Source organism: Paraliomyxa miuraensis, from assembly GCF_026337845.1.
GTDB lineage: Bacteria > Myxococcota_A > Polyangia > Nannocystales > Nannocystaceae > Paraliomyxa > Paraliomyxa miuraensis.
This window is the reverse complement of record NZ_JAOVZF010000150.1, coordinates 205,894-231,571: the sequence shown is the minus strand read 5'-3', so window position 1 is coordinate 231,571 and position 25,678 is coordinate 205,894. Positions and strand designations below refer to the sequence as shown.

The 25,678-nt window shown below is 70.3% G+C and carries 19 protein-coding genes, 1 pseudogene and 1 riboswitch; of the genes and pseudogenes, 2 read left to right on the top strand and 18 right to left on the bottom strand.

Annotation, left to right across the window (positions count from 1 at the left end; all coding sequences use genetic code 11):
- Window positions 1-4: 4 nt before the first annotated feature.
- From OEB96_RS17820 to OEB96_RS17770, 11 genes and pseudogenes are all read right to left on the bottom strand, one after another.
- Complete coding sequence (locus OEB96_RS17820) at window positions 5-1,378, bottom strand: hypothetical protein (protein WP_266217218.1); 1,374 nt, start codon at window positions 1,376-1,378, stop codon at window positions 5-7.
- Window positions 1,375-2,562, bottom strand: coding sequence for a hypothetical protein (locus tag OEB96_RS17815; RefSeq protein ID WP_266217208.1), 1,188 nt, complete (start codon window positions 2,560-2,562; stop codon window positions 1,375-1,377). Before OEB96_RS17815 ends, OEB96_RS17820 begins: the two co-directional genes overlap by 4 nt.
- Window positions 2,563-2,596: 34 nt before the next feature.
- Complete coding sequence (locus tag OEB96_RS17810; protein ID WP_266217207.1) at window positions 2,597-3,859, bottom strand: calcium-binding EGF-like domain-containing protein; 1,263 nt, start codon at window positions 3,857-3,859, stop codon at window positions 2,597-2,599.
- Between the two features lie 149 nt (window positions 3,860-4,008).
- Window positions 4,009-4,998, bottom strand: a complete 990-nt coding sequence (locus tag OEB96_RS17805) for a hypothetical protein (protein WP_266217206.1) — start codon at window positions 4,996-4,998, stop codon at window positions 4,009-4,011.
- The gene (locus OEB96_RS17800) at window positions 4,995-7,064 is read right to left on the bottom strand and encodes a PEP/pyruvate-binding domain-containing protein (protein ID WP_266217205.1); all 2,070 of its coding nucleotides are present in this window, start codon (window positions 7,062-7,064) and stop codon (window positions 4,995-4,997) included. The genes OEB96_RS17805 and OEB96_RS17800 overlap by 4 nt, the downstream gene beginning before the upstream one ends.
- 339 nt (window positions 7,065-7,403) lie before the next feature.
- Window positions 7,404-10,037 (bottom strand): sigma-70 family RNA polymerase sigma factor, encoded by a 2,634-nt coding sequence (locus tag OEB96_RS17795; RefSeq protein WP_266217204.1) that lies wholly within the window; start codon window positions 10,035-10,037, stop codon window positions 7,404-7,406.
- Window positions 10,034-11,374 carry a hypothetical protein gene (locus OEB96_RS17790; RefSeq protein ID WP_266217203.1) on the bottom strand — a complete coding sequence of 447 codons (1,341 nt, stop codon included), beginning with the start codon at window positions 11,372-11,374 and terminating at the stop codon, window positions 10,034-10,036. The genes OEB96_RS17795 and OEB96_RS17790 overlap by 4 nt, the downstream gene beginning before the upstream one ends.
- A 217-nt stretch (window positions 11,375-11,591) precedes the next feature.
- Complete coding sequence (sucD, locus tag OEB96_RS17785) at window positions 11,592-12,464, bottom strand: succinate--CoA ligase subunit alpha (RefSeq protein WP_266217202.1); 873 nt, start codon at window positions 12,462-12,464, stop codon at window positions 11,592-11,594.
- Window positions 12,461-13,663: pseudogene (gene sucC / locus OEB96_RS17780) on the bottom strand (ADP-forming succinate--CoA ligase subunit beta); the annotation flags it as partial. The gene sucD and the pseudogene sucC, both read right to left, overlap by 4 nt.
- A 27-nt stretch (window positions 13,664-13,690) precedes the next feature.
- Window positions 13,691-14,644 carry a malate dehydrogenase gene (gene mdh, locus OEB96_RS17775; protein WP_266217200.1) on the bottom strand — a complete coding sequence of 318 codons (954 nt, stop codon included), beginning with the start codon at window positions 14,642-14,644 and terminating at the stop codon, window positions 13,691-13,693.
- Between the two features lie 56 nt (window positions 14,645-14,700).
- Window positions 14,701-15,291, bottom strand: a complete 591-nt coding sequence (locus OEB96_RS17770) for a YqaA family protein (protein ID WP_266217199.1) — start codon at window positions 15,289-15,291, stop codon at window positions 14,701-14,703.
- A 248-nt stretch (window positions 15,292-15,539) separates the two neighbouring features.
- Between OEB96_RS17770 and OEB96_RS17765 the strand changes: the two genes are divergently transcribed.
- Window positions 15,540-16,097 (top strand): hypothetical protein, encoded by a 558-nt coding sequence (locus OEB96_RS17765; RefSeq protein ID WP_266217198.1) that lies wholly within the window; start codon window positions 15,540-15,542, stop codon window positions 16,095-16,097.
- 9 nt (window positions 16,098-16,106) lie between these two features.
- Here the strand turns inward: OEB96_RS17765 and OEB96_RS17760 are convergent, their stop codons facing one another.
- The 7 genes from OEB96_RS17760 to OEB96_RS17730 all read right to left on the bottom strand — a co-directional run bounded on the left by OEB96_RS17760 (window position 16,107) and on the right by OEB96_RS17730 (window position 24,107).
- Window positions 16,107-16,670, bottom strand: coding sequence for a hypothetical protein (locus OEB96_RS17760; protein WP_266217197.1), 564 nt, complete (start codon window positions 16,668-16,670; stop codon window positions 16,107-16,109).
- 121 nt (window positions 16,671-16,791) lie between these two features.
- Window positions 16,792-17,039, bottom strand: a riboswitch (cobalamin riboswitch).
- Between the two features lie 24 nt (window positions 17,040-17,063).
- Window positions 17,064-17,285, bottom strand: coding sequence for a hypothetical protein (locus OEB96_RS17755; RefSeq protein WP_266217196.1), 222 nt, complete (start codon window positions 17,283-17,285; stop codon window positions 17,064-17,066).
- 127 nt (window positions 17,286-17,412) lie between these two features.
- On the bottom strand, window positions 17,413-18,144 hold the full coding sequence (locus tag OEB96_RS17750; protein WP_266217195.1) for an energy transducer TonB: 732 nt from the start codon (window positions 18,142-18,144) through the stop codon (window positions 17,413-17,415).
- Window positions 18,141-18,572: an ExbD/TolR family protein gene (locus OEB96_RS17745; protein WP_266217194.1), complete on the bottom strand. Its 432-nt coding sequence runs from the start codon at window positions 18,570-18,572 to the stop codon at window positions 18,141-18,143. The genes OEB96_RS17750 and OEB96_RS17745 overlap by 4 nt, the downstream gene beginning before the upstream one ends.
- Window positions 18,569-19,303: a MotA/TolQ/ExbB proton channel family protein gene (locus OEB96_RS17740; protein WP_266217193.1), complete on the bottom strand. Its 735-nt coding sequence runs from the start codon at window positions 19,301-19,303 to the stop codon at window positions 18,569-18,571. The genes OEB96_RS17745 and OEB96_RS17740 overlap by 4 nt, the downstream gene beginning before the upstream one ends.
- A gap of 9 nt (window positions 19,304-19,312) precedes the next feature.
- The gene (locus OEB96_RS17735; protein WP_266217192.1) at window positions 19,313-22,828 is read right to left on the bottom strand and encodes a TonB-dependent receptor domain-containing protein; all 3,516 of its coding nucleotides are present in this window, start codon (window positions 22,826-22,828) and stop codon (window positions 19,313-19,315) included.
- 13 nt (window positions 22,829-22,841) lie between these two features.
- Window positions 22,842-24,107 (bottom strand): imelysin family protein, encoded by a 1,266-nt coding sequence (locus tag OEB96_RS17730; protein WP_266217191.1) that lies wholly within the window; start codon window positions 24,105-24,107, stop codon window positions 22,842-22,844.
- Between the two features lie 190 nt (window positions 24,108-24,297).
- Here OEB96_RS17730 and OEB96_RS17725 point away from each other — a divergent pair, with 190 nt between their 5' ends.
- The gene (locus tag OEB96_RS17725) at window positions 24,298-25,581 is read left to right on the top strand and encodes a hypothetical protein (RefSeq protein ID WP_266217190.1); all 1,284 of its coding nucleotides are present in this window, start codon (window positions 24,298-24,300) and stop codon (window positions 25,579-25,581) included.
- The last annotated feature ends 97 nt before the right edge of the window (window positions 25,582-25,678 follow it).

Genomic DNA, 25,678 nt, shown 5'->3' with positions numbered 1-25,678 from the left:
GGCATCAGTCGCGCATGGACAGGACCACGTAGTCGAGCGCCGCTCGGTCGGCGTCGACCCCACGCAGCACGGCCAGGGCCACCGCGTCCGGTCGTGCCGCCCCCACCATGCGGTGCACCTGGGCGGGCGCGAGGTCCACCACGAGCGGATCGACCGGCTGTAGGTCGTCGTCGAGGCCAACCACGTGGATCCGTGAGCTGCTCTCGGCGTGCTCGTCGTTGCATGCCACGATCGGGCCGACCTCGGTGACCTCCTCTCGGCAATGATGGACGCGCTCGACGTGCTGGCCGATCCACGCCAGTCGGGCTCGATGGCCCGTGCGCAGCAGGAGGTGATGCTCGGGGACTCCCGTGACTTCCTCGTGCGTGGTGCCCAGGGGGTACGACCGCTGGGGATCGTGCTCGGTGCCCCGCGCGGCCACCACCTCGCGGAGCATGGGACCGTCGGGGGCGAGGCGAGCGAGGTGGAGCTCGTTGCCGATGGCCAGCGAGACCAGCGCGGGCTGGCCGTCGGTGGGCGCGAGCACGTCGATCACGCTCACGGCAGCCGCTGCGGCCGAGGGCGGCCCGACCACCGTCACCGGGTCGCTGCCCACGAAGCCCGCGACGATGGCCACGCCCGTTGGATCGGTCGACTGCGCCACCCAGACGGCGAAGGGACGCCCGTCGGGAGTCAGATCGAACGCGGCCAGGCCACGGGCCGGTCTGGGATCGAGCGCGTCCACGGTCCAGCCTCCATCGTCGGTCGATCGTGCCAGCAGCAGGGGAAACTGCCCGAAGGTCTGGCGGCTGCTCAGCAGGGCGACGACGCCCCGAGGGCCCACCCGAGCGTCGAAGCTCTCCAGGCGCTCGACGCCCCGCACGTCCACGTCGAGCACGCGGCGCGGCCACGTGCCCAGCGTGCGCGGATGGGAGCCGTCGAGCCAGCCGCGCTCCTGCAGCACCATTGCCCATGGGCGAGAGATCACCACGGGCTGGCCGGCTGCATCGGTTCGAAGGATCGAGCCCGGTAGCACGTCGTCGTGGGCGCGGGCGAGGCCCTGCGCACCGATCTCGATGACCTGGCCGCGGCCGCCCGCCGTCGGATCCGTACGCGAGGGCCAGCCGCGCGTGCCCACGTAGCCCGTGTGGTCGGCTGCCAGCGCCACGCTGGTCACCGTGGCCGTGGGCGGGAGCTCGATCGACACCGACACCTGCACCGGACACGGAGCGTCGGCCGGGCACCGCGGGGCGTTCGATGAGGGGCGGACCGCACCACCCATGCGGGCGGGGCGTGCATGGGCGGTCTTGCGGCGCGAACGCGCCGGTGCCCCCTCGAGCGACACGACTGCGGGTGCGCATCCCATGAGCAGGGCCATCGCGAGCATCCATGCCTTCATGGTGGGGTCTCCTCGGGCGCAGGCGCGGCCTTCGTCAGGGGCTGCAGTCGAGACCCGAGCTCGGCCCAGGCGGGATGGTCTGGCCATCGCTGCTCGCCCTTGCTCAGGGCCTGGCGGGCTTGGTCGGGGTGTCCTGCCTCCATCCACCAGTGCACCGCGTCGGCGTACGTCGCGGCCGGGCACGTGGGCACGTCGAGGCAGACCTCGGCGATCGTCGCTCCGGCCTTGGGCCCTCGGCTGGTCGCAAACGCGCGGGCCATGATCCCCACCGCTTCGCCGACCCACGGGTCGGGGAGCACGTGGTCGCGCACGACCTCGACCAACAGCCGTGCGCTCTGGCCATCGCCCATCCCCGGGCGTCCTCGGGCCGCCAGCGCCATCTGGAGCGCCGTGCCGTACGCGAGGTCGCGCTGATCCGCCGTGGGAAGATCGGCATCGAGGACGGCGCCCGTGTTCTCGATGTCGGCTGCGAGATCGTGCCCCAGCGAGCGATCGACGAGCTGGAACCAGCGACGATCCTGGTAGGCACGGATCCATCGCTCCTGATGGGCGTCGACGAAGCGCAGCAGCGTTCGCACGATCGTGGCGACGGCCCGGCCCTGCGGGCCGGCGGTCTGGGGCGGATGGGCCGCAAACCACTCGTGCAGCGCGGGGAACACCCGATCCTCCACCGCGTGCATGCTCTGGCGATGCCAGCTGTCGGGATCCGTGCTCGCCCCCACGCCCTCGCGGATCGCGAACACGAGCGGCTCGAGGTCGTGCGCGGCCAGGACCCAGGCGTCGAGATCCTCGGCCAGCGCCGAGATCCCCGCCTCGCCCAGGCGCTGGTCGAGGTGCGCGTCGGCCGTGACGAGCACGAAGCGGGCACCCCACGTGATCTGGCCACCCAGCGCCGCGGGCAGCCGCTGCTCGAGGGGGTGACGCTGCTTCGGAGTCACGTCGCGCCCAAACCACAGCGCGCAGCTCATCGTCGCCGGTGCTCGAGGCCGGCTGGCATCGAGGGCGACGACGGGCTCGATCGCTCCCGGTCGCGTGCCGCTGCCGACGTAGACGAATGGATGGTCGAGAACGGACGCGGGGCGCGTCGTGGCCGTCGTCGGTGGCTGCGGCGTGCGGTCGCGGGCGCATGCCGCGGCCACCAGGGCCCCCAGCGAGCAGAGCACGAGTCCCCGGTGGCGCAGCATCGCGGTGAGGATAGCCGCCGACGTCGTGCTCGGGCTACATGGCCGTGCCCAGCGCGATCGTGTACGTGCCCGTGGAGACGCCCACGTTGCGCACCAGGGCGAAGGCGACGATCGCTCCCCCCGAGCTGAGCACGGTGGACTCCACCGCACCCGCTCCGCCCTCGTTGAGGATGGCCACGGGCTGCCCGATGGTATCGAAGACCTCGACCTGGATGTTGTCGTCGGGGTTGGGCGTGACCTCGAGCAGGTAGTCACCCGCGCCGAGGTTCAGGTGGAACATGTCGACGTCGGTCAGGGTGCCGATGCTGCGCAGCGCCGAGTCGCCCGGGTTGAGCGTCGCGGCCTCGTTGTCGAGCCCGGTGTCGACGTTGCCCACACACGCGAAGTCGCCCCCACCGATCGGCACGCAGAAGCCATTGACCCCCACGTTGATGTTGCAGTCGTCGGCCATGGCCTGGTTGCACAGCTCGCTGCAGTGATCGTAGGGAGCGGCGATGCACAGGCCCGAGGCGCAGACGTCGGGGACCATGCACGTGTCGAAGTAGTCCAGCGTGCCCATGCACGTGAAGCCATCGCCGGCGAAGTCCGGGTTGCAGGTGCAGTCGAAGCTGCCGTCGGAGTTGCTGCAGGTGGCGTTGGGATCGCAGGGGGCGGTGGTGCACTCGTCGACGTCGTCGCAGGTCGTGCCGTCCCCGGCGTAGCCGTCGTTGCACACGCACTCGAAGCTGCCATCGGTGTTGTTGCACGCCGCATTGGCGTCGCAGGGGCCGTCGTCGCACTCGTCGACGTCGCCGCAGACGGTCCCGTCGCCCTCGAAGCCGTCGTTGCACACGCACTCGTAGCCGTCGGGGGTGTCGCTGCACTCGGCGTTGGGGTCGCAGGGATCGTCGGCGCAGCTGGTGGCAGGCTCACAGCTCTGGCCGTCGCCCACGAAGCCCCGGTTGCAGGCGCACTCGAAGCTGCCAGGGGTGTTGGTGCAGGTCGCGTTGGCGTCGCAGTCGTCGAAGCCTGCCTCGCACTCGTCGGTGTCGGTGCAGGTGAAGCCGTCGCCGGCGAAGCCGCTGTTGCACGTGCAGGTGTCCATCACGCACATGGCATCGCTGGAGCAGCTCTCACAGGGATCACTGCCGCCCGACGAGTCGACCGTCTCCTCGGTAGTGCTCGTGGGCTCGCCGGTGGTGCCGTCCGTGTCGGTCCCGGTCCCGTCGCCGGCAGGGGGATCGGAGTCGCACGCGCTGGCGAGGGCCAGGCTCAGGCCGAGGGTGGTCAGGGTCAGGTGGATCGTGCGCTTCAACATGCTCGAATCTCTCGGTCGCTCCGTGGGCCGGCCAAGCTCGGCTCCACGGGTGCGGAACGTCGGTCGTGTACGACGTGCGACGGAGCGAGGCGAGCCTGGTTGCAGCCGCTCGAGGTCGACCAAAGCTCACGCCGGGCGCAGTTGCCGGGCTACCCGCACGGCGTTCCACCCTGGTTGCCGCAGATCGTCGTGGTCCCCTGCACGGCGATCCCCGCCGCGAACGCCTCCGCATCTGCCGTGGGCATCGCGGCGTGGTCGCTGATCTCGAGGTTGCCCTGGACCTGGTTCAACTGCAGCCCCACCAGGGTGGTCAGCGCCGCGTTGTTGCGGAAGGTGACGTTGGCCCACGCCCAGTAGAGGTTGCTGATGGCCCACACGTCGGCGAGCACGTCATTGTCGGCGATGAGGATGTTGCCGTAGAAGTTGCCGCCCGGCGGCTGATCGGCCCCACCGTCGCCGGCCGGCTCGGCCTGCGCATCGAGCCGATCGGCGAGCGCCCCCGGCCGGTGCGAGACCGCGATGCAGTTGCCACACTGCCCGATGAACTCGGCCCCGGCCAGCGAGGTCAGCGCGTCGTTGTTCTGGATCGTCACGTCCCCGAACGCGCTCAAGTAGTACGACAAGCTCAAGGCCGTGAGGCTCGCGTTGTCGGCGATGGTGATGTGGCTGCCCACCTCCGTGAGCCCCTCGAGCCCGGTCAGGCTGGTGGCGGCGCTGCCGATGACCTGGAGCTCGCCGTCGATGCGGTAGAGGGGGGCCAGCGGCGTCAGGTCGGCCGCGGTCCCCGAGATGGTGACGGTGCCCTGCACCACGCCCAGGCAGCTCTGCTCGTCCACGGCCTCCTGCGACGCGAGCGGCAGGTCGCCGTCGATGGTGACCCGCCGGTCCTCCACGATGCTCAGGCCACCCCCCTGGCACAGATAGGACACGCAGCCATCGGGAGAGTCGACCTGATCGCCGTCCTCGAGGATCTCGCCTCCGTACCCGCACTGCAGGGGCACGGGGGGACCGGTGGTGGTGTCATCCGTGTCGGTGTCGGCATCGGTGTCGGTCTGTCCTCCGTCGTCGAGCGTGCCGCCGAGGCAGGCGGTCGTGGACAGCAAGGAGCACAGCAGGAGCAGCGAGGTGGAGGTCTTCATGGCGAATCCAAGCAAGTGGTGTCCGGCGCGTAGAGCGACGGCTGAAACGTACGGATCTGCTTGATCACGAGCGCATCGTCGCTGGTGATCTTGAACTCGAGATCGAGGATCGGCGGTAGCATGGCCTCCACCTCCGCGTCGACGGGGTAGGTGGCCTGGAGCTGCGCCATCACGGCCCCGAGCTGGCGCAGCTGGTCGTCGTCGAGCACGACCTGCCCCGCTGGGACCAGCGTGGAGGCGACGACGCGCTCGATCTCCGCGACCTGACCGTCCTGCATGGTGAGCAGCGACAGCTCCGCCGTCACGCCCGGGGTGGGGCTGACCACGTCGACCTCGCCGAGCTGGGCATTGACGGTGAAGCGCGGCGAGCGTGGATCGATGGGATCACCGGTGAACGCGACCCCGTTGGCGTGCTCGCCCTCGTAGCGCAGCGAGATCGTGGCTCCCATCGCGATCTTGGTGTGGTCGAGCTGGTAGTAGTCGCGCTCCTCGAACGCGCCGAAGTTCCACAGACTCGACCAGACCTCGACAAGGCCCCGCTCGAGCGTACGCAGGTCCTTGTCGGGATCGCATGCCGAGGTTCCGGGATCGCCCTCGACCATGGAGTCGGCTGCACACGCGCTGGTGGAATCGTACAGGCCCGCGCCGTTGAAGCTGGGCGTGTCCTCGGCATTGGAGGAGGATCGCATGCGTACCATCACCGTGTTGCTGCCGAACTCGGTGACGATGCGGTCGTGCAGGGCCTGCACCAGCGCGGGCGAGACCGCTCCGTTGGTTCGCATCTCGCTGCGCAACGCCGCGAGGCGATCCTTGCGGACGGTGGCGTCGGTGCGGAACGCCTCGTCGCCGAGCCAGGCCTCGATGGTCTGCGCGTAGCTGAGGCTCTGCGGCCCGTCGCCCACGTCCACCGACCACGTGTTGCTGGTCATGAACTCGTCGTAGTAGTGGAACGGCACCCCGAGCCCCGGAGTCCGCAGGGCGGGGTCGAGGAGCCGCGAGAGCACCGCCAGCCCCACCGTCTTGGCGCCAAAGCGAGCCCGCGCCAGCGAGCGCTCCTGCGCGGTGGCGGTGGGGATCTCGTCGAATGCGTCGAGCTCGACGTAGTCGAGCTGGGCGGGATTGTCGACCTCCACGTGGGGCCGCACCATCTGCCAGTGGGCCTCGGCTTCTTCCTGCGTGGCCTCGGTCAGCGTGTAGTTGTACTGCTGGGCCTCGAGCCGCACCAGCTGGCCCTCGAACGGTGAGAACGCCTCGATCGCGTCGTGCACGTGGGCGTTGGGCGTTCCTCGCTGGGCCGAGAGCACGTTCAGGTGGCTCAGCACGTCCTGACGCTGGCCGGTCACGGCCGCGGCCCGCACGCCCTCGAGATCGATGGGGACCTCCTCGAACACCACGATGTCCTGCCAGCCGTGGGCGGCCGAGCCGTCCTCGGACCCCGGGCCCGCCGTCTGCAGCCGGACTCGCCCGTAGGCGATGCCGGGCGTGTAGACCTCGTAGGGCACGTCCTGCGCGTTGGGGCTGAGCACGGGGAACGGTGGATCGCTCCACGCGGCCGCCGCCAGCTGTTGCGCGGCGCCGTAGGGGATGTAGCCCAGCTCGCCAGGCGCGAAGCGGTCGGAGAGCTGTCGGTACACGGTGTAGATCTCGTCGGGGGTGAGCTGCTCCTCGGGCCGAGCCGCGGCCTCGACCGAGAACCCAAAGCGCGCCGGATCGGGGGTCTGCAGCTCGTAGAGCGCCCCCGCGTAGAACTCTCGGCCCGCGTGGGTGAGGATGAGCCGCGCGTACCCGCCGGGCGTCAGCCCGGGGAACTGCGGCGCGAAGCCGACCGACATCAGGCAGTAGTGCAGCCGGTAGAGGTTGGCGTTGGACAGCACCGTGGGCAGGCGGGCCTGGCCATCGAGCGGCACCAGGTACTTGCCCATGCGCTCGATGCCGCCCAGCGGTGCACCGCCGCCCACCGACAGCCGCGTCCACTGCTCGTCGTCGTCGATGGCGTGGACGCAGACCGTGTGCCCCATGCGCTCGCTGGCCTCGGCGCAGAGGTCCTCGTGGGGCCGGCACCTCACGTTGGGATTGCCGTGGAATCCGGGCTCGCAGAAGCAACGCTCGCTCGCGTCGTCGAACGCAGCCCCGGGCCCGCAGGGGTTCGACCCGGCCGTCGCCGTGCAGCCGAGCAGCGCGGCGGTCCAAGGAACCGCGGCGCCGAGCCACCCTGATCGCCTCCGAGCCATGCAGTCGCGCGCCGAAGCGCTGCGACAAAGCTAGGCGGCACGGCGACTCGTCGCAAGGGTGACGCGGATGTCATGCGGGCGGGTCCGCGCTCGCTGCCCTGGATCGGCGTTCCCCGGGGATTGGCACCCGGGGTGAGCGAGCGAGCGCGACGCGGGTGTCGTGGCAGAGCTTGGCTAGCCCATGGCCTGTCCGATCGACCCACGCATCTGGGACGACCACTCGGCCATCGGATCGTCGAGCTCGTCCGGCAGCTCGATCTCCGGATCGGACAGGGCCCGCATCAGGGACTCGCGAAGGAACGCCATGGCCCTTCGCATCCTGGACCTCGCGGCGCTCTCGGGGATGTCGAGCACGCGCGCGATCTCGGGAAACGAGAGATCCTCGAAGTCGCGCAGGAAGAGGAGCATCTGGTACTCGTGCGACAGCTGGCGGAGCGCCGCGGCTAGCGCGCGACGCTCGAACGCCTCGGCGAGCGCCTCTTCGGGGGTGGGGAGCGAGCCCTCGCGTCGATCGTTCGGATCCTCGGGCGGCAGCTGCCCTCGGCGGTAACGGCTGCGCATGCGGAAGTGATCCTGAAGCGCGTAGCGGGCCAGCATGAACAAGTAAGTCCTGAGGCTCGAGCGGCCCTCGAATCGGTCCAGCGCGGAGAAGAACCGGAGGAACGTCTGCTGGACGAGGTCGTCGACTCGGTCGGGGTCGACCGTCGTCGCGAAGAACCGCCGCAACAATGGTAGGTAGCGCGCAGCCAGGAGCTCGCGAGCGTGAAAGTCACCGCTGCGGGCGCGGTCGAGGAGGATCTCGTCGCTCTCTCGATGGGACGCTCCGCCGACGGCCGCCAACACGCGGTGCATGGCGGCCGCGCTCGGGGTGGTCGATGGTTCTCCTCGCGCGGCATGGAACACCCCGACGCCGCCCCGAGCTCGCTCTGCACGCTCGACCAAGGCCTGTGAGGCGGCCAGGTCACCGCGCCGACGCTCGACCTCGGCCAGCTCCAGCGCCACGTCTGCCGTCTGGGGGTGCGGAGCGCCGTGGTAGAGGATCTCGCTGTCGGTCAGCGCTCGCCGAAGCAAGGCCTCGGCCCACTGCGGGTGGTCCGCTGCGAGGGCACGACCCGCCACGCAGCGGGCGTCGATGGCTTGGGGATGCAGGGTGGTTCCGTAGCGCCGCTGCAGGAGCCGCAGCGCACGAATACAGCCGCCCACCGTCGCGCGGGGTGAGTCGTCGGGGTGCAGCAGGGCGAGATCGATCGCGACCGCGACGAGAGCCGCGCGTGGAGGCGAGCGCGCAAGGACCTGGGCCAACTGCTCCTTGGCCGCGCGGTCGCCACATCGAGCCCGCTCCAGCATGAGGTGGATCCGACCCGAGTCGCCGCTTGGCCAGTGCTCCTCATGCTCGGCGAGCGATGCGACGAGACCCTGGTGATCTCCTAGAGCTGCCAGGCTACGGCCATGGAGGCGGAGGGCCTCGAGGAAGGCGCGCATCGATGCACGGGCGGAGCTGTGCCACGTCGTGATGGCTTGGGCCGCCTCTACCCTGGCTTCGGCATGGCGTCGTTCCCGGTCCAGCGCCGCCGCCTGCTCGGTGAGGAGGAGCGCAAGCAGTGGGTCACCCGGCGACGCGCGGCCCAACCGCTCCATGGCTTCATGGAATCGCTCGTGTGCCTCGGAATACCGTCCCCTCGCATGGCACGCAGCGGCCCAAGCAATGCGGGCTCGGAGGCGTGCTCGTTCGCGGCTTGCCCGAGTGAATGCGCGCACGGCGAAGGACTCGGCGAGGTCGGGATGGCCGGCAGCCAAGGCAGCATCGGATGCCCTGATCCATGCGGTCGCTCGCCCAGTCTCCAGCGCATGGGCGTGCCGTTTCATCAACTCCCGGCATCCCGGGGGGAGCCTCCGCTCGGCGCCAAGGTTGGACCCTCCCTCGTCGGACGTGGAGCGCTCCGAGAGCACGTCCAGCGGATCCTTGGCGTGGGCGAGGGCGTGGCACAGCTCGGCGATCGATCGTCCCTCGACCAGGGATCGCTCCACGAGCTCCACCATGCCCGGCTCGGCCTCGACCAATGCGCTCGCACAGGCCGCCCACGAGCGATCGGCCTCGGGCAGGAGCGCCGCGATGCGCCAGGTCGCTGCTTCCCACGACGATGCGTCGTCGTGCACCACGGCGTAGCGATCATCCTGAAACGCGGGGTGATCCACGATCCACCACGAGCACCCCGTGTGCCTCGTCGCCACGTCGACCCGGAGCGCATGCCACGGGTCCTGCGCTGCGACCCAGACGGGGACCGCACTCCCTTGCGGCTCGAGACGGGCCACCAGCGCCGAGAATTCCTCCCCCGCCTCGACGCGCGCTCCCTCGAGCCCCGCCCGATCCATCACCGCCTCGAGCGCCCGTCCTCGCCACGCCACGGGTCGCCCCGCGGCCTTCGCCGCCAAGAGCCCCCGCACCGCGAACTCCGGCGGTCGGCTCGGGCACCGCACCACGTGCGAGATCCAGTCGAAGAAGTCCGGTGCGCCGCCGCGCAGCCGATGCAGCGGGAATTCCAGCCACAGCAAGATCCGCAGCCGCTTGTTGGCGATGATCGGCCGGTTGAGGTTGAGCCAGTTGAGCTCCGCCTCGTGCACCGTGAGCACCACCAGGCTGCCGCTGGGCACGTCGAGCAGCTCGGGCGCATGAAAGCACACCACGGGCGGCGAGGCCTCGTGCAGCAAGCTCGACAAGAGCGACCGCAGGCCACCCACCGACGCCCCCTCGACGAGGATGGCGACCTTCTCCCGCCCCAGGTGCAACCAGCGGGCGATTTTGCTCAACCAGTGATAGTCGACCTGAGCTTCACCAGCATGAGCAGGGGGTGCGGTTGGTACCATTCGCTCTCGTTGGGGTAGGGAAGGAGCCACCAGTTGTCGAGCATCTCGTCGACGATGTCGTCGTCGGGCAGCATGTGCTGGGGATCCTCGAGCACGGCGCGCAGCACGTCGACGTGGCGGCGGTTGAGCCCGGCCTCGAGCACCCGCCGACGCTCGTCGATCACGTCGTCGATCGCCTGGGCGTCGGCCACCGCGAGCTCGCGGTCCCAGCAGCGATCGCTGAGCAGTCGCACGAAGCGCACGAAGTCCCGCGTGCGGCCGCCCGAGAAGTAGGCGAGCTTGCGCAGCAGCGGCGGCGGGATCGCGCAGCCGTCGAGCTCGAGGTCGTGCGTGCGGCGACGAAACACCTCCTCGAGGAATGCCACGCCGTCACCCGGAGCGGTGAAGTCGAGCGGTCGACCGCGACGAAGGACCGGGGCGTTGGCCAGGATCTTGGGCTGCCAGCCCTGCAGGCTCGATAGGCGACCCTTGCGGCACAGCACCAGCGGGCCCGCCGCGACCGTGGGGCACGCCAGGCTCGTGAGCAGGTTGGAGCGCACGAACAGCGCCTCGGCCGTGTCGCGATTGCGGATCCGGTCGAGCCCATCGATGGTCAACGTCAAGCGCCGCGCATAGGTGGTCTGGAGTGCATCGACGAGGTGGTTGACCGCGTCGAGCAGCGCCCGCACCGGCTTGTCCTGATCGAACCGAGCTCGACGCCCAGGGATGCCGATGGGCAGCGACCACTGCCCCGCGGTGAGCCCTTCGCCCAGCACCGACAGCGTCGTGCCCACCACTCCGCCCACCGCGCCGCCGGCCAGCACGGCCATGGACGAGCCGAGCTTGGCCACGTCGATCGCGGGCGCGTCGCCATCGTCGGCGGCCAGCTCGGCCACGGCCTCCTCGAGCGCCTTGCGCTCGTCGGTCGTCCATCGATGCCCGAACCGGCGCTCCGCGGCGGACAGCACGGCCAGGCCCACGAGCACGAGCAGCTCCCACGGCTGTACGTGGTCGAGCGCCGCCACGTCGTGCACGTGCTCGGCAAAGTGCCCGTGCACGTCGAGGAACACCACGAGGCTGTCGCTCGTGCGCTGCTCGGCAATGCGATAGAGCTCGGTCGACAGCCCGCTGCCCGAAGTTCCCGAGATCACGTAGCGGTCACTGCGGTTGCGACGCAGCATGCGCCCGATCTCGTCCGCGGGGCTGTAGGCGCGCTCCGCCCGGCGCTCCGACGAGCGCGCGGGCTCCTCGGGATCGAACCTCCGGTAGATCTCGTCCCAGAGCTGTCGCGGCGAAGTCACCGGAGCCGAGCATAGTCCCAGGCCTCGAGCCTCACCACTGATCCCCTTGGTGCCATGCTGCGCGGTCTCGGCCCGGATGCCGAGCTCCGTGGCGCTCGGGACCGGTGATGCGGATACTGAGCCAAGGCGAGCGCTCGCTCGACCCACGACGAACGAGGCCCCGGACGCGCGTCCGCGGGCCTCGTTCGGCCATCCCACCGCGGATGAGGGCCGCGCGCTATCCGAGCGCGGCCTTCATCGTGCTGCCGATGTCGCTCGGCGTCTCGGCGATCATCACCCCCGCATCGCGCAGCGCGGCGAGCTTGGCCTCGGCCGTGCCCTTGCCGCCCGAGATGATGGCGCCCGCGTGGCCCATGCGCTTGCCGGGCGGGGCGGTGGTGCCCGCGATGAAGCCCACCACGGGCTTTTGGACGTTGGCCTTGATGAACGCGGCTCCGTCCTCCTCGGCGCTGCCACCGATCTCCCCGATCATCACGATGCCCTCGGTCTGGGGATCGTCGTTGAACAGGGTCAGGCAGTCCACGAAGTTGGTGCCGTTGACCGGATCGCCGCCGATGCCGATGGCGGTGGTCTGGCCGAGCCCCAGCGTGGTCAGCTGGTGCACCGCCTCGTAGGTCAGCGTCCCCGAGCGCGAGACCACCCCGATCTTGCCGGGCTGATGGATGTAGCCCGGCATGATGCCGATGCGGCACTGATTGGGCGTGATGATGCCCGGGCAATTGGGCCCAATGAGGCGGCTTGGGCGCCCTTGCAGGTAGCGCTTGGCCTTGACCATGTCGGCCACGGGGATGCCCTCGGTGATGCACACGATGAGCGGCACGCCGGCGTCGGCGGCCTCCATGATCGCGTCGGCCGCAAACGGGGGCGGCACGAAGATCACCGAGGCGTTGGCTCCGGTCTGCTTCACTGCGTCGGCCACGGTGTCGAAGATCGGCACCGCGTTCTCGAAGCGCTCGCCCCCCTTGCCCGGGGTGACGCCGGCGACGACCTTGGTGCCGTAGTCGAGCGATTGCCGGGCATGGAAGGCGCCGGTCTTGCCGGTGATGCCCTGGACCAGCAGGCGGGTGTCCTTGTCGACCAGAACGCTCATGTCGTCAGCTCCACGATCTTCTTGGCCGCGTCGCGCAGCGACGAGCCGGTGGTGATGGGCAGCCCGCTGTTCTCGAGCAAGCGCTTGCCTTCCTCGACGTTGGTGCCCTCGAGGCGCACGACCAAGGGGACCTGCAGGCCCACCTCCTTGACGGCCGCGATCACGCCCTGCGCGATCACGTCGCACTTCATGATGCCGCCGAAGATGTTGACCAGGATCCCCTTGAGGTTGGGGTCGCGGGTGATGATCTTGAAGGCAGCCGTGACCCGGTCGACGGTGGCGCCGCCGCCCACGTCGAGGAAGTTGGCCGGCTTGGCCCCGAAGAACTTGATGATGTCCATCGTGGCCATGGCCAGGCCCGCGCCGTTGACCATGCAGCCGATCGTGCCGTCGAGGTTGACGTAGCTGAGGTCGAACTTCTTGGCCTCGAGCTCGGCGGGGTCTTCCTCGCTGGGGTCGCGCAGCTCCTCGACGTCCTTGTGGCGGTAGAGCGCGTTGTCGTCGAAGGTGGCCTTGGCGTCGAGCGCGAGCACCTCGCCGTCGCCCGTGATCACCAGCGGGTTGACCTCGAGCAGCGAGCAGTCGAGCTGCTCGTAGGCGGTCGCGAGCTTGCCGAGGAAGCGGGCCATCTTCTTGGCCACGTTGTCGGCCAGGCCCAGGCCGTAGGCGAGCTTGCGCGCCTGGAACGGCATCAGCCCCGTGGCGGGATCGATGGACTCGCGCAGGATCTTCTCGGGCGTCTTCTCGGCGACGACCTCGATCTCCATGCCGCCCTCGGTGGAGGCCATCAGGGTGGTGCGCCCGGTGGCGCGGTCGAGGGTCGCGGCGACGTAGAGCTCGCGCTGGATGTCCATGCCCTGCTCGATGAGCACGCGGCCCACCTTCTTGCCCTCGGGGCCGGTCTGGATCGTCACCAGCGTGCTGTCGAGCATCTGCTGGGCGATCTCCTTGGCCGCCGCGGCGCCCTTGACCACCTTCACGCCGCCGAGGTCGGGGTGCTCCTCGAAGCGGCCCTTGCCGCGACCACCGGCGTGGATCTGCGCCTTGACGACGACGATCTCGTTGCCGGTCTGCTCGATGAGGTCGCGGGCGGCCCGCTCCGCCTCGGCGGCGGAGAACGCCACCTGCGACAGCGGCACGGGGACCCCCTGCGCCTTGAGGAGGGCCTTGCCCTGGTACTCGTGGATCTTCATGGTTTCGTCCTCCTTCGCCGTCGCGCCGGCCGATTACTTTCCATACGGGAGCAGGGAGACGACCTCGCGCACCGCATTGGCCGAGATCTCGAGCATGGCCTTCTCCTTCTCCCCCAGCTCCATCTCGATGATCTTGTCGACGCCACCGGCCCCGAGCACCGCGGGCACCCCGAGGAACAGGTTCTCGTAGCCGTACTCGCCCTTGCACAGGCAGGCGCAGGGCAGCACGCGCTTCTTGTCGCGCACGATCGACTCGACCATGGCCACGGCCGCGGCCGCGGGGGCGTAGTAGCCCGAGTAGCCCAGCAGGCCCACGATCTCGCCGCCGCCCTTGCGGGTGCGCTCGATGATCGCGTCGATCTTGTCCTGCGCCATCAGCTCGCGCAGCGGGATCCCGGCCACCGAGGTGTGCGACGGCAGCGGCACCATGGTGTCGCCGTGGCCACCGAGCACCATGCCGTGGATGTCCTCCACGCTCACGCCGAGCTCCATGGCAATGAAGGTCTTGTAGCGGGCGGTGTCGAGCACCCCGGCCATGCCCAGCACGCGCTGGTGGGGGAAGCCCGACTCGGCCAGCATCACGTGGCACATGGCGTCCAGCGGGTTGGACACGCAGATCAGCACCGCGTTGGGCGAGCGTTGGGCGAGCTCCCGGGTGACCCCGCCGACGATCTTGCGGTTGATGTCGACCAGCTCGTCGCGGCTGGTGAATTGCCCGGTCACGGGGTCCTTGCGGCGAGGCACGCCCGCGGTGATCACCACCACGTCCGAGCCCTCGGTGGCGTCGTAGGCGTTGGTGCCCACGAGGTTGCTGTCGAAGCCCATCACCGGGCCCGACTCGGCCAGGTCGAGCGCCTTGCCCTGCGGCAGGCCCTCCTTGATGTCGACGAGGACGACGTCCCCGAGCTCCTGCTGCACGGCCCAGTGCGCCGCAGTGGCGCCCACGTTTCCAGCTCCGACGATGGTGATCTTGTTCCTACGCGGCATCGCGGGGCCCATATATCACGGGTAGGGCGCCGCGGCGGGGGGAGCCCCCGATGGCCTCACGTGACGGACATCAAGCCCAGATCGATGAGGTAGAGGGCGCCGACGATGCGGACGACGCGGAGGAGCGAGACCGCGAAGAAGGTGGGGTAGGGCATCGCGGTGGAGCCGGCCGCCCATGCCGAGACCGAGTAGGGCAGGGGGGTGATGGCCGCGATGGCCACGACCCACGGGCCGCGACGCCGCAGCGCACGGTCCAGCCCCGCGCCGCGTCCGGTGAGGAAGCGATCCAGACCACGGGTGCGGCGAAGCGCACGACCGATGAGCCAGCCGATGCTGCCCCCGCTCACGCTGCCGAGCAGGGCCCATGCCACCAGCGGCACCGTGGGCATGCCACCGGCTCGCCCCAGGGCCAGGAATGCATCGTTGGGGATGGGCACGGTGAAGGCATCGGGGACGAGGAACCCCACCGCGATGCCCGGACCGCCGAGCTCGTCGACGAACCAGCGACCGGCCAGCAACAGCGGCTCGCGAAACCACGCCCCGAGGATCGCGATCACGGCCACCAAGCCGGCCACGGCCAGCAGGGAGGACACGATGAGGCGTCGAGCATCGAGCTCGTCCGCGGCTGCGGTCGCACGCGCGGTCAAGGCGGCGGCAGTGCTACCAGGACCGAGGCGTTCGTGCATCGGCGGACGTTGCGCGCGGCCAGGAGGCCCGCAGGACCGGCGGGGCAAGCTCACGGGCGGCTCTGTGGCCGGGGTGGGCCGGTGCCCGAGGGTCCCGGGCGAGTGTCGTGCCATAAACGCCCCGTGCACCCGACCTCCGTCCCTTGGCTGGTGGCCGCTCGACCGCGCGTGCGGCCCCGTCCGCAAGGGGGTGCGGGGAGGGAGCACCGATGAGCCCGATCGGTCGGCTCGGGGCCGCCTTCGGAGTACTGGGGGTGCTGGTGCTCGTGGTGCAGCCGCTGTTTCGCCTCACGCCCTACGTGCTCGAGGCGATCCGGGGCGGGCTCACCGGCTTTCAGTGGACGGTGCTGTGCCTGTGGGTGCTCGTCAACGCGCACGCCGAGGGGTGGCGGGGCTTCCATCAGCGATTTGCGCCGCGCGTGGTGGTGCGGGCCTACTACCTGGGCCGCAATCCACGACCGCACTGGGTGCTGCTGGCGCCGCTCTTTTGCATGTCGCTGTTCCATGCATCGCGCCGGGGGCTCTTGGTGGCGCGACTGCTGGTGGTGGGCATCGTGCTGTTGGTGCTCGCGGTGCGGCAGCTGTCGCAGCCATGGCGCGGGATCGTCGACGCGGGCGTGGTGGCGGGGCTCGGGCTCGGGGCGCTCAGCCTCGTCGTGCACCTGGGCCGGGCGCTCCTGGGGCGCCTGCCCGACGTGCCGCCGGATCTACCCTTGGAGTCGGATCCGGAGTCGGGTCCGGCGTCGGGTCGGACGCCGGACCGATAGGCGAACGCGCTACTGGGCCGACACCAGCGGACTCCACGGGAAGCCGCCGCAGCCCATCTCGAGGTCGTCGGGATTGCTCGCCGCGCCCGCGATCGCATCCTCGGGGGTCGCGGCGTCGAACACCGCGGTGCAGTAGTGGAGCACGTTGTTGGCCCAGGTCCAGTCGAAGCGGCTGTACAGATCGGGGAAGAACTCGTTGGCCGCGTCGCCCCGAGCCACCACCCAGCGCGCCTCGTCGTCGAACGCGTCGATGTGGTAGAGCGAGGTGCCGAACGACGACGACTGCTCCCACGTGGCCTCGGTGATCACGTGGGTGATGCCATCGTCGGGCGACAGGGCCTCGTACCACTCGCCGATGATCTCGAGGCTCGCCGTGCCGGTGGACTCATCGGCGCCGGTGGATTCCTCGGATCCAGTGGACGCGGCGGCGCTGGTGGAAGCGTCGGTCCCGGTGGATGCTTCGACGCCGGTCTCGGCGGTGCCGTCGTCATCGCCGCAGGCCGTGGTCAACGTTGGGATCAGCAGCAGGGTCGATAGGAAGTAGGCGGGGAAGGAAGGTGTCTTCGTCGTCATCTCGTGTGGCCGTGTCCTCGCGGTGGAGGCTCGGGGCACGAGACGAAGGGGTGCGGGCGATCGCCGATGAGCACCCCGGAAGGCCGTCCGCGCGGGCCGAGCCGAGACCCCGACGAGCGTGGCTCGGCGGGGGCCTTCGGCAGGTCTTCGGGCTTGCAGGCAAAGGGGCGTCCTACTGATCGCGGCTTCCCGGGTCGTGGACCCAGTGCCTCGAGCTCCACCGACCAACGGAGGCCGGCGGCCGGTGATGGCCTTGGAGTGCGACGTTCGTTCCTGCTCACCGCTGCGGGACAGCCGCGGATTCTCACCGCGTTCCCTCTTGCGTCCCCCGACCTCGCGATCGAGAGAACCGACGGCGCGCTCGATGTAGCCGGGGGACCGGCGCGGTGTCAATCAGTTGGGCATCGGAGCGTCGGAGGGCCGCCCGGCGGGGTGCTGGGCCGGGGCGTCGAGCCGTGCGAGCGCCTCCTGCAGTGCCGATGCGAGCCTGCGCGCCGCGGTGATCTCCAGTCGCAGGGTCACCGGGCCGAGCGTCAGGTGCAGCACGTCGCACGCCGTGCAGTGCTCGATGACGCAGACAGGGGTACGAACGAGGGGACGAAGCGGGTGGGACATGGGGAGATCGCGAGCTGGAGAACGGGACGAGCCGAGTCGGTGCTCCGGCCCCGGCGGTGGGGCACGACCCGCAGGCTACCGCATAGATTTTGAAAGTCAATATCAAAACTGATGCGTTGGCGGCCCGTCACTTCGGAATGCTGAAGTCCATCGGGATCACGAACACCATCGTGTCCTTGTCCGCGTCGTCGGGCAGCGGCTCGAAGGGCGCGGCCACGCGGACCATGCGGAGCGCTTCCTCGTCGAGCACCCGATGGCCGCTCGAGCGCGCGATGGTGGGGTCGCCGACGAGGCGTCCGCGTCGGTCGACGACGAGCCGCACCTTCGCCACGCCCTCGAGGCGCTGCTGGAGCGCGGCGGGGGGGTAGCGACGGTGGCGGGCCATCGCGCCGTGGACTCCCATGCCGTAGGCGCGCAGCGCCGCCTTGCTCATCCCGCGAGGACCCGCAGGCACGGGAGCCGGCACCGGGGTCGCCTTGGGCGAGGGCGCGGTGGTCATGGCCGGCGGAGGATCGGAGGGCGGAGGATCGGGCGAGGGCGGCGGTGGATCGGGCTCGACCTCCGCGGGCGGCGGCTCGGCGTCCGGCGGCGGTGGCTCCTCGGGCTCGCGCTTGGGCTTGGGCTCGGGGGGCGGAGGCTCTGGCTCGGGCAGGGGCGGCTCGGGCTCGACCTCGGGCTCCGGCGGTGGCGGCTCGGGCTCGGGTGGCGGCGGCTCGGGCTCGGGTGGCGGCGGCCGCAGCCGCACCTTCACCACCGGATCTTCGTGTCGCTGCGGTGGATCGAAGGTCAACGGCACCGCGAGCAGCAGCGCGTGCGCGAGGCCGGTCACGCACAGCGGCGCCCACAGGGCCGTCTTCACGGGGCGCTGCCTCCCGCGGCGGAGCCGGACGAGAGCCCGGGCTGGGTGGCCAGCGACACGGTCGAGAACCCGACCTGCTGGGCATCGGCGAGGATCTGCACCGCCCGCTGTACGTCGGCCTGACGGTCGGCGAGCAGCACCACCGAGTCATGGCCCGCGCGCGCCTCCTGCAGCGCCGCGCGCACGTCAGACAGCTCGACCAGGCGCTCGCCAAACCGCACCGGGCCCTCGGGCGGCACGCTGATCACCAGCGCCTCGCCCGAGGGTTCCGAGCGCGCGTCGGCCGAGGGCAGCTCCACGTCCACCGCTCGCACGCGCTGGAACGTCGCCCCCAGCACGATGAAGATCACCAGGATGAAGGCGATGTCGATGAGCGCCGAGAGGTTCAGCACCGGGGTCTCGCGGCGTCGCGATTCGAACTCGATCATCGCGGCCTCCCGGCTCGTTGGGCCGATCGCTCGCTCACGCGCTCCGTCGGGGCCTCGAGCCCGGCCTCGAACAACACCCGCGCCACCATGTCCCCGAGCTGCAGCCGCAGATCGTCGACGCGCGTGCTCAGGTACACGTGGGCGGCGAGGGTGGGGACGGCCACGGTGAGGCCGGCCGCGGTGGTGAGCAGGGCCTTCCAGATGCCCGAGGCCAGATCCGAGATCGCGAGGTTGGCCTGCTCGATCCCTTGCAGGCCCATGAACAGGTCGACCATGCCGAGCACGGTGCCCAGAAGGCCCAACAGCGGCGCGATCTGGGCGAGCAGGCTGAGCATGCCCAGGCGTCGCTCGAGCCGCTGGAGCTCGAGGCTGCCCACGCGCTTGGCCTCGGACTCGGCCTGCTCGGGGCGCTTGTCGAGCGCGCGGCAGACCGCCTGCACCACGCGGGCGCCCGGATGTCGTGGGCCCCGACAGGCATCCTGGGCCGCGCCGTAGTCGTCCGCGCGCACGTGGGCGAGCACGCCGTCGAGCCACCCGACTCGATGCAGGCCCGCCTGACGCAGCTCGATGAGCTTGTGCACGAAGATCGCCAGCGCCAGCATCGAGCACCCGTAGATCGGGTACATGGCCAGGCCGCCCTGCTCGAGCAGCTCGCGCATCGACATCTCGTGCTGATCGCCGAACGCGAGCAGGCCCAGGGTGATGACGGGGGAGAGGATGGACGACGACATGGACTCGACTCAGCCAAAGTGGAGCTTGAGCCCGACCATCAGCTGCGACGGCATTCCCGGCCGTGCCCCGAAGGGGCGCCGCGAGACCATGTACGCGTTGTTGGTCAGGTTCTGGATGGTCAGGTAGACGATCGAGCGCTCGGTCGGCGAGACCTGGGCGGACAGATCGACGGAATAGTAGCGATTGATCCGCTCGGCGTCGGGGATGGTCCCCTGGCCGGCGACGTCGCGCATCTGGCCCACGTAGACGCCGGTGGCCGAAAGACCCCATATCGCGCCACCGCCGGCCAGGCCCAGCGACGCGAGGTGCACGGGCACGTAGGGCAGGGCATCGCCCTCCTCGACGTCGGCGATCTGGGGGTTTTGCGAGGTGAACGCGCTGCGGAACGACGAGCCGGTGTACGTGTAGTTGGCCGAGGCCTCGACGAAGTGTTGGTGTGGCAGCTCCACCCGCTCGGCGACCAGCGCCTCCACGCCCCACACCAGCACGTGACCCGCGTTGAGCTGCGTGTCGAGGTTGGCCTGGTCGCAGCCCGACGACAGCGTGCACACGCTCGAGAGATTGGAGTAGTCGTTGAGGAAGCCGATCGCCTCGCCTCGCGTGTGGGTGCGCCCGGCGGTGAGGTCGAGCCGCGCCCCGGCCTCGTAGTTGATGCTGCGCTCGGGCTTGGTGCCCGGCGCCTGTCCGGGGGCGACGGGCGAGAAGCCCGAGTGCACGCCAGCCAGCACGCCCAGCCAGGGCGTGGCCTGAGCGTGCAGGCCCAGCCCCGGGATGAACACCGCGCTCACGTCCGTGCCGTCGGCGGTGGCATCGAGCCGATCGGCATAGGCGGTGCGGATCACCTCCACGCGGGCGCCGGGGACGGCCGAGAACCACCGGTAGCGCAGGGTGTCCATCACGTGGAAGGCCCCCGCGACCGCGGCCGCGCGGTTGTGGGCGGTGGTGTCCGTGGGGGTGCCCTCGGGTACCAGCGTGCCGCTCACCATCATGAAGCCGTCCTCGGTGTGCAGGCGACGGATCTCGTCGTGATGCAGCCGAGCTCCGACCTCGATGTCCTGCTCGAGGCCGCGGATGGTGGGGCGGATGTGCGTGACCACGGTGCCGCCCGAGGCGGCGAAGCGGCGATCGTTGGTGCCGATGAGCAGGGCCTGGTTGGGCGACAGCGAGTCCTGCTGTCCCGACAGCACCTGGTAGAACACGGCCGTCTGCCCCACGTCGGGGGCGGCGAGCACCTGCCGCACGTCGACGCCGCGGAAGTCGTTGAGCTTGCGCCACGCCCGGTGGAAGTCGTGACGATAGGCGCGGACCTGCACGTCGACCAGCGAGCCGCGGGCGGCGAGGTAGCCCACCTCGGCCTGGGAGCGCCACCAGCCCATGTGGTCCTTGCTGCTGGCGACGTAGCGGCGATAGGGGGTGGCCGCGAAGTCGGCGTCGGTGAGGCCGAGGTAGGTCTCGTACGAGCTCTCGGTGCCGTAGCCGCCCTTGACGTCGACCTGGTGGTACCAGAGGCGATTGGGGTCGGAGGCGTAGCGGGCCTTGAGCATCAGGTCGTTGCGGTCGAAACCGGTCTCGCCGCCGCCGTCGAGCTGCTTGAAGCCGTTGGACTGCACGCGCACGCCCTCGAGCAGGATCCCCAGGCGCCCCTTGGTGGTGCCCCAGTAGCCGTGCGCCTTGCCGTAGCCGCGCATGCCGGCCGCGAGATCGATCCCACCCTGCATCGTCGAGGGGATCGGGCGCGTGAGCAGGTTGATCGCGCCGCCGATGGTGTTGGGCCCGTGGCGAATGGAGGCCGGGCCCTTGAACACCTCGACCGAGGTGATGCGGGTGACCAGCGGAAAGTAGTAGGCGGCCGGGGCGGAGTAGGGGGCCGGCGCGAGCAGGATGCCGTCCTCCATCAGCGTGACCTTGGCGCTGCGGTCCGAGCTCGCGCCGCGAAGGCCGATGTTGGGGCGCAGGCCGAAGCCGTCTTCCTCGCGCACGTAGACGCCGGGAACCTGGCGGAGCACCCGGTGGATGTCGTCGTACTCCTTGCGCTCGAGCTCTTCCTCGTCGACCACGTGGGCCGAGCCCGCGATGCTGCCGAGATCCTGCGGGTTGCCGATGATCGACAGGCGCTCGAGCTCGAGATCGTGATCGGTGGGACCGACGGTGGTCGTGACGGTCTCGGGGTCCGGCGTGGCCGGCTGGGCCGGATCCTCGGTGGGCAGCTCGAGCTCGAAGTCGACGTCGTCCTCGGGCTCGGTGGTCTCGGGCTCGGTGGTCTCGGGCGTAGTGGTCTCGGGCTCGGTGGTCTCGGGCGCAGTGGTCTCGGGCTCGGTGGTCTCGGGCGCAGTGCTCTCCGGCGCAGTGGTCTCCGGCGCGGTGGTCTCGGGCGCAGTGGTCTCCGGCTCGGTGGTCTCGGGCGCGGTGGTCTCCGGCGCGGTGGTCTCCGGCTCGGTCGCCTCCGATGACGGGCTCTCGGGCTCGGTCGGCGCAGCAGCATCGGTGGGCGGGGCGGCGCTGGTCGGTCGTGGTACCAGCCACAGGCCCAGCATCGCCGCCACCGACCACCGGGGTCGTCGGCCCCAGCGCAGCATCACCGTCACGGCATCCAGCAAGGGCCCCACCAACATCGAGCCCACGCGATCGGGGTGATGGTTGCCGTCGTCGTCATCGAGACCATAGCGCTGCGGCGGATGTTCGGGGGCCGGGACGAAGCTCCCGAGCCAACGGTCCCACAGTGACAACCACGTGCCGTAGTTGGCGTTTTGCAGCGAGGGCGAGGTGGCGTGGTGGAGCTGGTGCTGCGCGGGCGACAGCAGCCACCGCTCGAGCCGCCCGAATCGCAGCCACACGTGAGAGTGACGCAGGTTGCTGCCTGCCGCGTTGAACAGGAATCCGATCGCGTTGATCCCGAGCAGCTGCAGCTCGCTGGCGGTACCGCGGAACAGGTAGAGGAAGACGCCGGTGACCAGGGCGGTCGTGCAAAGGCCCCGAAGATCGTAGAGCAGCGTCTCCACCGGGTGCGTGCGGTAGAGGGTCAGCGGCGTCAGCACCCGGGCCGAGTGGTGGACCTGGTGGAACGACCACAGCACCCGCACCCGATGCATGAGCACGTGCAGCGCGAAGCGGCTCAGATCCCACGCGATGAACAGGGTGACGCTGTAGACCACCGACACGGCCAGCGGGCTCCACCGCCCGCTCCCCGCGAGCTCCGGGGCGGGGCCGAGCGCATCGTGCAGCCAAAGGCCCACCCACAGCGCGGCTCCGGCCGTGGCCGCGAGCCATGGCAGCCGCAGCACGGCCTCGATCACGGCCTTGGCGAACAGCAGCGTCACGTCGGCGCGCGTCGACGGGTGCGTCCAGATCGCACGTCGACCGAGGCCCTCGCGCAGCGCCACCGTGCCCGCGCGCAGACCCAGCACGAGCCACGGCATCACGAGCGCACCGAGCAGGAACAACCAATAGATCCGCTCGGCCGGGTCGAGGACCGCCGACAGCGGCTGCCGAAGCGCCGCGAGCACGTCGAGACTCGCCAGGTCCATGCAGGGTCCGCCGTCAGTCGTTGTCGCCCGCGCCCTCGGCGGGGATGGTGAGCATCAGCGCCATGACGAACGGGCCCTTGAGGGTGTCGGTGACCTTCTTCAGCGCGTCGTAGAGGGCCTGGGCCTGGGCCGGGTCGGTGGCCGCGAGCTGGGTCAGCGGCGCGGGCAGACCCTCGGCCAGCTCGATCGCCGCGGCGATGTCGGTGCGCAGCGTCTGGGCGATCTCTTCCTGCCCGATCGCGGCGAGCAGGTCGTCGAACCCGTCGGCGGTGGCCGGGTCGGGCCCGCCGTCGAGCACGAGCTGCAGGCCGCGCAGGTTGGCCGCAATGAACGCCGCCGAGTCGCCGCTCCACTGCGTCTCCATCAGCGACACACACGGCACCGCGGCGCAGCCCTCGACGATGCCGAGCGGCACCCCGAGCTTGGCGTCCTTGGTCTGCTTGTCCACGTAGAACATCGCCCGAAACACGTCGTCGAGCGCCTGGGCCTCGCTTGCGTACGGCGACGCACCCTGCCCGGGCTCGGCGAGGGCGGCCGCGAAGTCGCCTCCCGCGGGGGACCAGCGCTCGGCCAACGCGGCGCCCTGGGCCGCGAGCTCGGCGGCCAAGCGCGCCGCGTAGGCGCTGCGGCGGCGCTCGAGCTCGTCGGGCCCGAGTGCGGCCCATGGCCCGTCGAGCTGCACCTGCGCGGGGCAGGTGTGGCCGTCGTCGTGCACGAACAAGAGGTACTCGAGCGCGTCGAGGCCGTACGACAGCACCAGCTCGGCCTGGAAGAAGTCGTCGGCCTCGTAGCGCGCCTCGGCGAGCGCCCGATCCACGGCGCACGTGTCGGCGGTGGGCCACGAGTAGATCCCATCGCGTCGGTCCTCGCCACCGGGCGCCGAGATCGAGGGCGCGGCCGGGCCGATCTGCATGACCTCGAGCACCTGCTGCTGGGTCATCGCCTCGCGCCATGCCTCCTGGGCGGTCGCCAGCGGCTCGTCGGCCGTGGTGGGATCGGCCGCCATCGCGCTCGCATGGGTCTGCACGGCGTCGTCGAGCGCCTGCACCCGGGCGGCGAAGTCGGCGGTGCTCGGCACCAGCACCTGCAGCGCAATGCTCTCGAGCACGGCGGCGCGATCGATCGCACCACCGCCGTCGGTGTCGCTGGTGCTGCCGTGGCCACCATCGCCGTCCTCGCCGACATCGCGGCAGGCCCAGCCCAGCGCGCCCAAGCCCGCGAGCACGATCGGTAGCAGCCAGGGACGGAGGGAGGCTCGTTCGGTCTTGCGTGGGGTCATCGTGGTGGCGTCCTTCCCTGGAAGGCGGGAGGCTCGGCGGCGGAGTATCGCCGAGGGGTACCGTCGTTGAAAGTCACTATCGGCGAGGTTCTGGGCCAATTCTGCACCTCGAGCGAGCTGATGAAAGAAAGAAATTGACTTTGATTTTCAAATATCATAGTTGGCGGTCATCCGAAGGACTTTCATGCGCATGCTCGAACTCGACCCCTTCAAGACCCATGGGCCGTACCTTGCGGTTCTCGCGCTACTCGCTCTCCCCGCATGTGGGGACGACACGGGCGAAACCGGCGGAGAGGACGCCACCGAGGGGCCAGCCTCCACGGGCACCGACACCACCATGGGTCCGGGCACCACGGCCGTCGTGGACGAGTCCGGCACGTCCGGCGAGTCCAGCGGATCCAGCGACACCAACGACACCGAGACCCCGGCCTGCCAGGTCGCCCCGTGGTCGGCCCCGGACTGGGACGTCAACGCGGCGTCGTCGCTGGCGTTGCGGGCCCAGCTCGACATGCTGACGGGCGACCCGACCATGCGTGGGGCCGAGACCGGCGCCGTCGTGGTCGACGACGTGTCGGTGCTCACCGACGCGTGGGAGGCCGGCGATCCCAGCCTGGCCAGCGTGGCCAACCCCGGCTTCGATGCCATCGTCCAGGACGTGTTCGAGGAGTTCGTGGAGGTGATTGCCGCGGGCGATCAGGATCTCATGGACGGCTCCCTGACCATGTGGATGCCGGGGCCCGACGGAGGGATCTGGGGCGACAGCGATCGCGGGATCAACGAGGGCGGGTTCGAGGTGCGGCAGCTCGTCGACAAGGGCGGCTACTCGGGCGGGATCAACTATGCCTACGCCATGTCCTTGACCACGGGCGACGTCGATGCCGCAACCATCGATGCGATCGCGGCGATCTGGGGCACCAACGCCGACCTCGACGGCATGGGCGAGCTGACCGACGGCGCCAATTACAGCTACCAGATGGGCTTCCATGGCCCGATGGCAGAGGCACTCGCGGCGGCCAAGTCGTATGCCGGGGATCCGGCCTGCACGGCCGAGCGCGACGAGGCGCTGGTGAGCTTCTTCCGGCTGTGGGAGCAGTCGATGCTGGCGCGGCTGGTGTTCTACGGCAACCGGGCCGCGGGCAAGCTGCTGATGGCGGCCGATCAGAGCGGGTTCGCCGACGTGCTGCACGATCTGGGTGAGGGCCTGGGCCTGGTGGTGGGCTTCTACGGCCTTCCCGATCCCGGTGCCGGGCCGCTCGGGGGAGCTGGCCGCATCATCACCGATGCCGACATCGAGGCGATTGCGGACGCCTTCGGGCTGGACCTCGGGGACATCGGTGCTTCGAGCACGGGGACGTTCCTCGAGAGCCTGCCCGAGTACGAGGCGGCGGTCGACGAGGCCGAGGACCTGGTGATGGGTGTCTACGGCGTGGACGCGGCGACCATCCAGGGATGGGCCATGCCCACCCCGGGGTGACCGTTCGTGCAGCCCGCCGTGTACCCTGAAGGCCGTGGCGCGTCGTGAAGCCGGCCGTTCGGCGGGGGGCAAGCAAGGGGACCCTACCGGACTCCCG

Excerpts from the sequence above, each read along its gene's own strand:
- OEB96_RS17740 (WP_266217193.1), bottom strand. The coding sequence starts at position 19,303 with ATGTCGTCGTCCATCCTCTCCCCCGTCATCACCCTGGGCCTGCTCGCG.
- OEB96_RS17820 (WP_266217218.1), bottom strand. The coding sequence starts at position 1,378 with ATGAAGGCATGGATGCTCGCGATGGCCCTGCTCATGGGATGCGCACCC.
- OEB96_RS17735 (WP_266217192.1), bottom strand. The coding sequence starts at position 22,828 with ATGGACCTGGCGAGTCTCGACGTGCTCGCGGCGCTTCGGCAGCCGCTG.
- sucD (WP_266217202.1), bottom strand. The coding sequence starts at position 12,464 with ATGAGCGTTCTGGTCGACAAGGACACCCGCCTGCTGGTCCAGGGCATC.
- mdh (WP_266217200.1), bottom strand. The coding sequence starts at position 14,644 with ATGCCGCGTAGGAACAAGATCACCATCGTCGGAGCTGGAAACGTGGGC.
- OEB96_RS17725 (WP_266217190.1), top strand. The coding sequence starts at position 24,298 with ATGCTCGAACTCGACCCCTTCAAGACCCATGGGCCGTACCTTGCGGTT.
- OEB96_RS17745 (WP_266217194.1), bottom strand. The coding sequence starts at position 18,572 with ATGATCGAGTTCGAATCGCGACGCCGCGAGACCCCGGTGCTGAACCTC.
- OEB96_RS17805 (WP_266217206.1), bottom strand. The coding sequence starts at position 4,998 with ATGAAGACCTCCACCTCGCTGCTCCTGCTGTGCTCCTTGCTGTCCACG.
- OEB96_RS17765 (WP_266217198.1), top strand. The coding sequence starts at position 15,540 with ATGAGCCCGATCGGTCGGCTCGGGGCCGCCTTCGGAGTACTGGGGGTG.
- OEB96_RS17755 (WP_266217196.1), bottom strand. The coding sequence starts at position 17,285 with ATGTCCCACCCGCTTCGTCCCCTCGTTCGTACCCCTGTCTGCGTCATC.
- OEB96_RS17730 (WP_266217191.1), bottom strand. The coding sequence starts at position 24,107 with ATGACCCCACGCAAGACCGAACGAGCCTCCCTCCGTCCCTGGCTGCTA.
- OEB96_RS17815 (WP_266217208.1), bottom strand. The coding sequence starts at position 2,562 with ATGCTGCGCCACCGGGGACTCGTGCTCTGCTCGCTGGGGGCCCTGGTG.
- OEB96_RS17760 (WP_266217197.1), bottom strand. The coding sequence starts at position 16,670 with ATGACGACGAAGACACCTTCCTTCCCCGCCTACTTCCTATCGACCCTG.
- OEB96_RS17810 (WP_266217207.1), bottom strand. The coding sequence starts at position 3,859 with ATGTTGAAGCGCACGATCCACCTGACCCTGACCACCCTCGGCCTGAGC.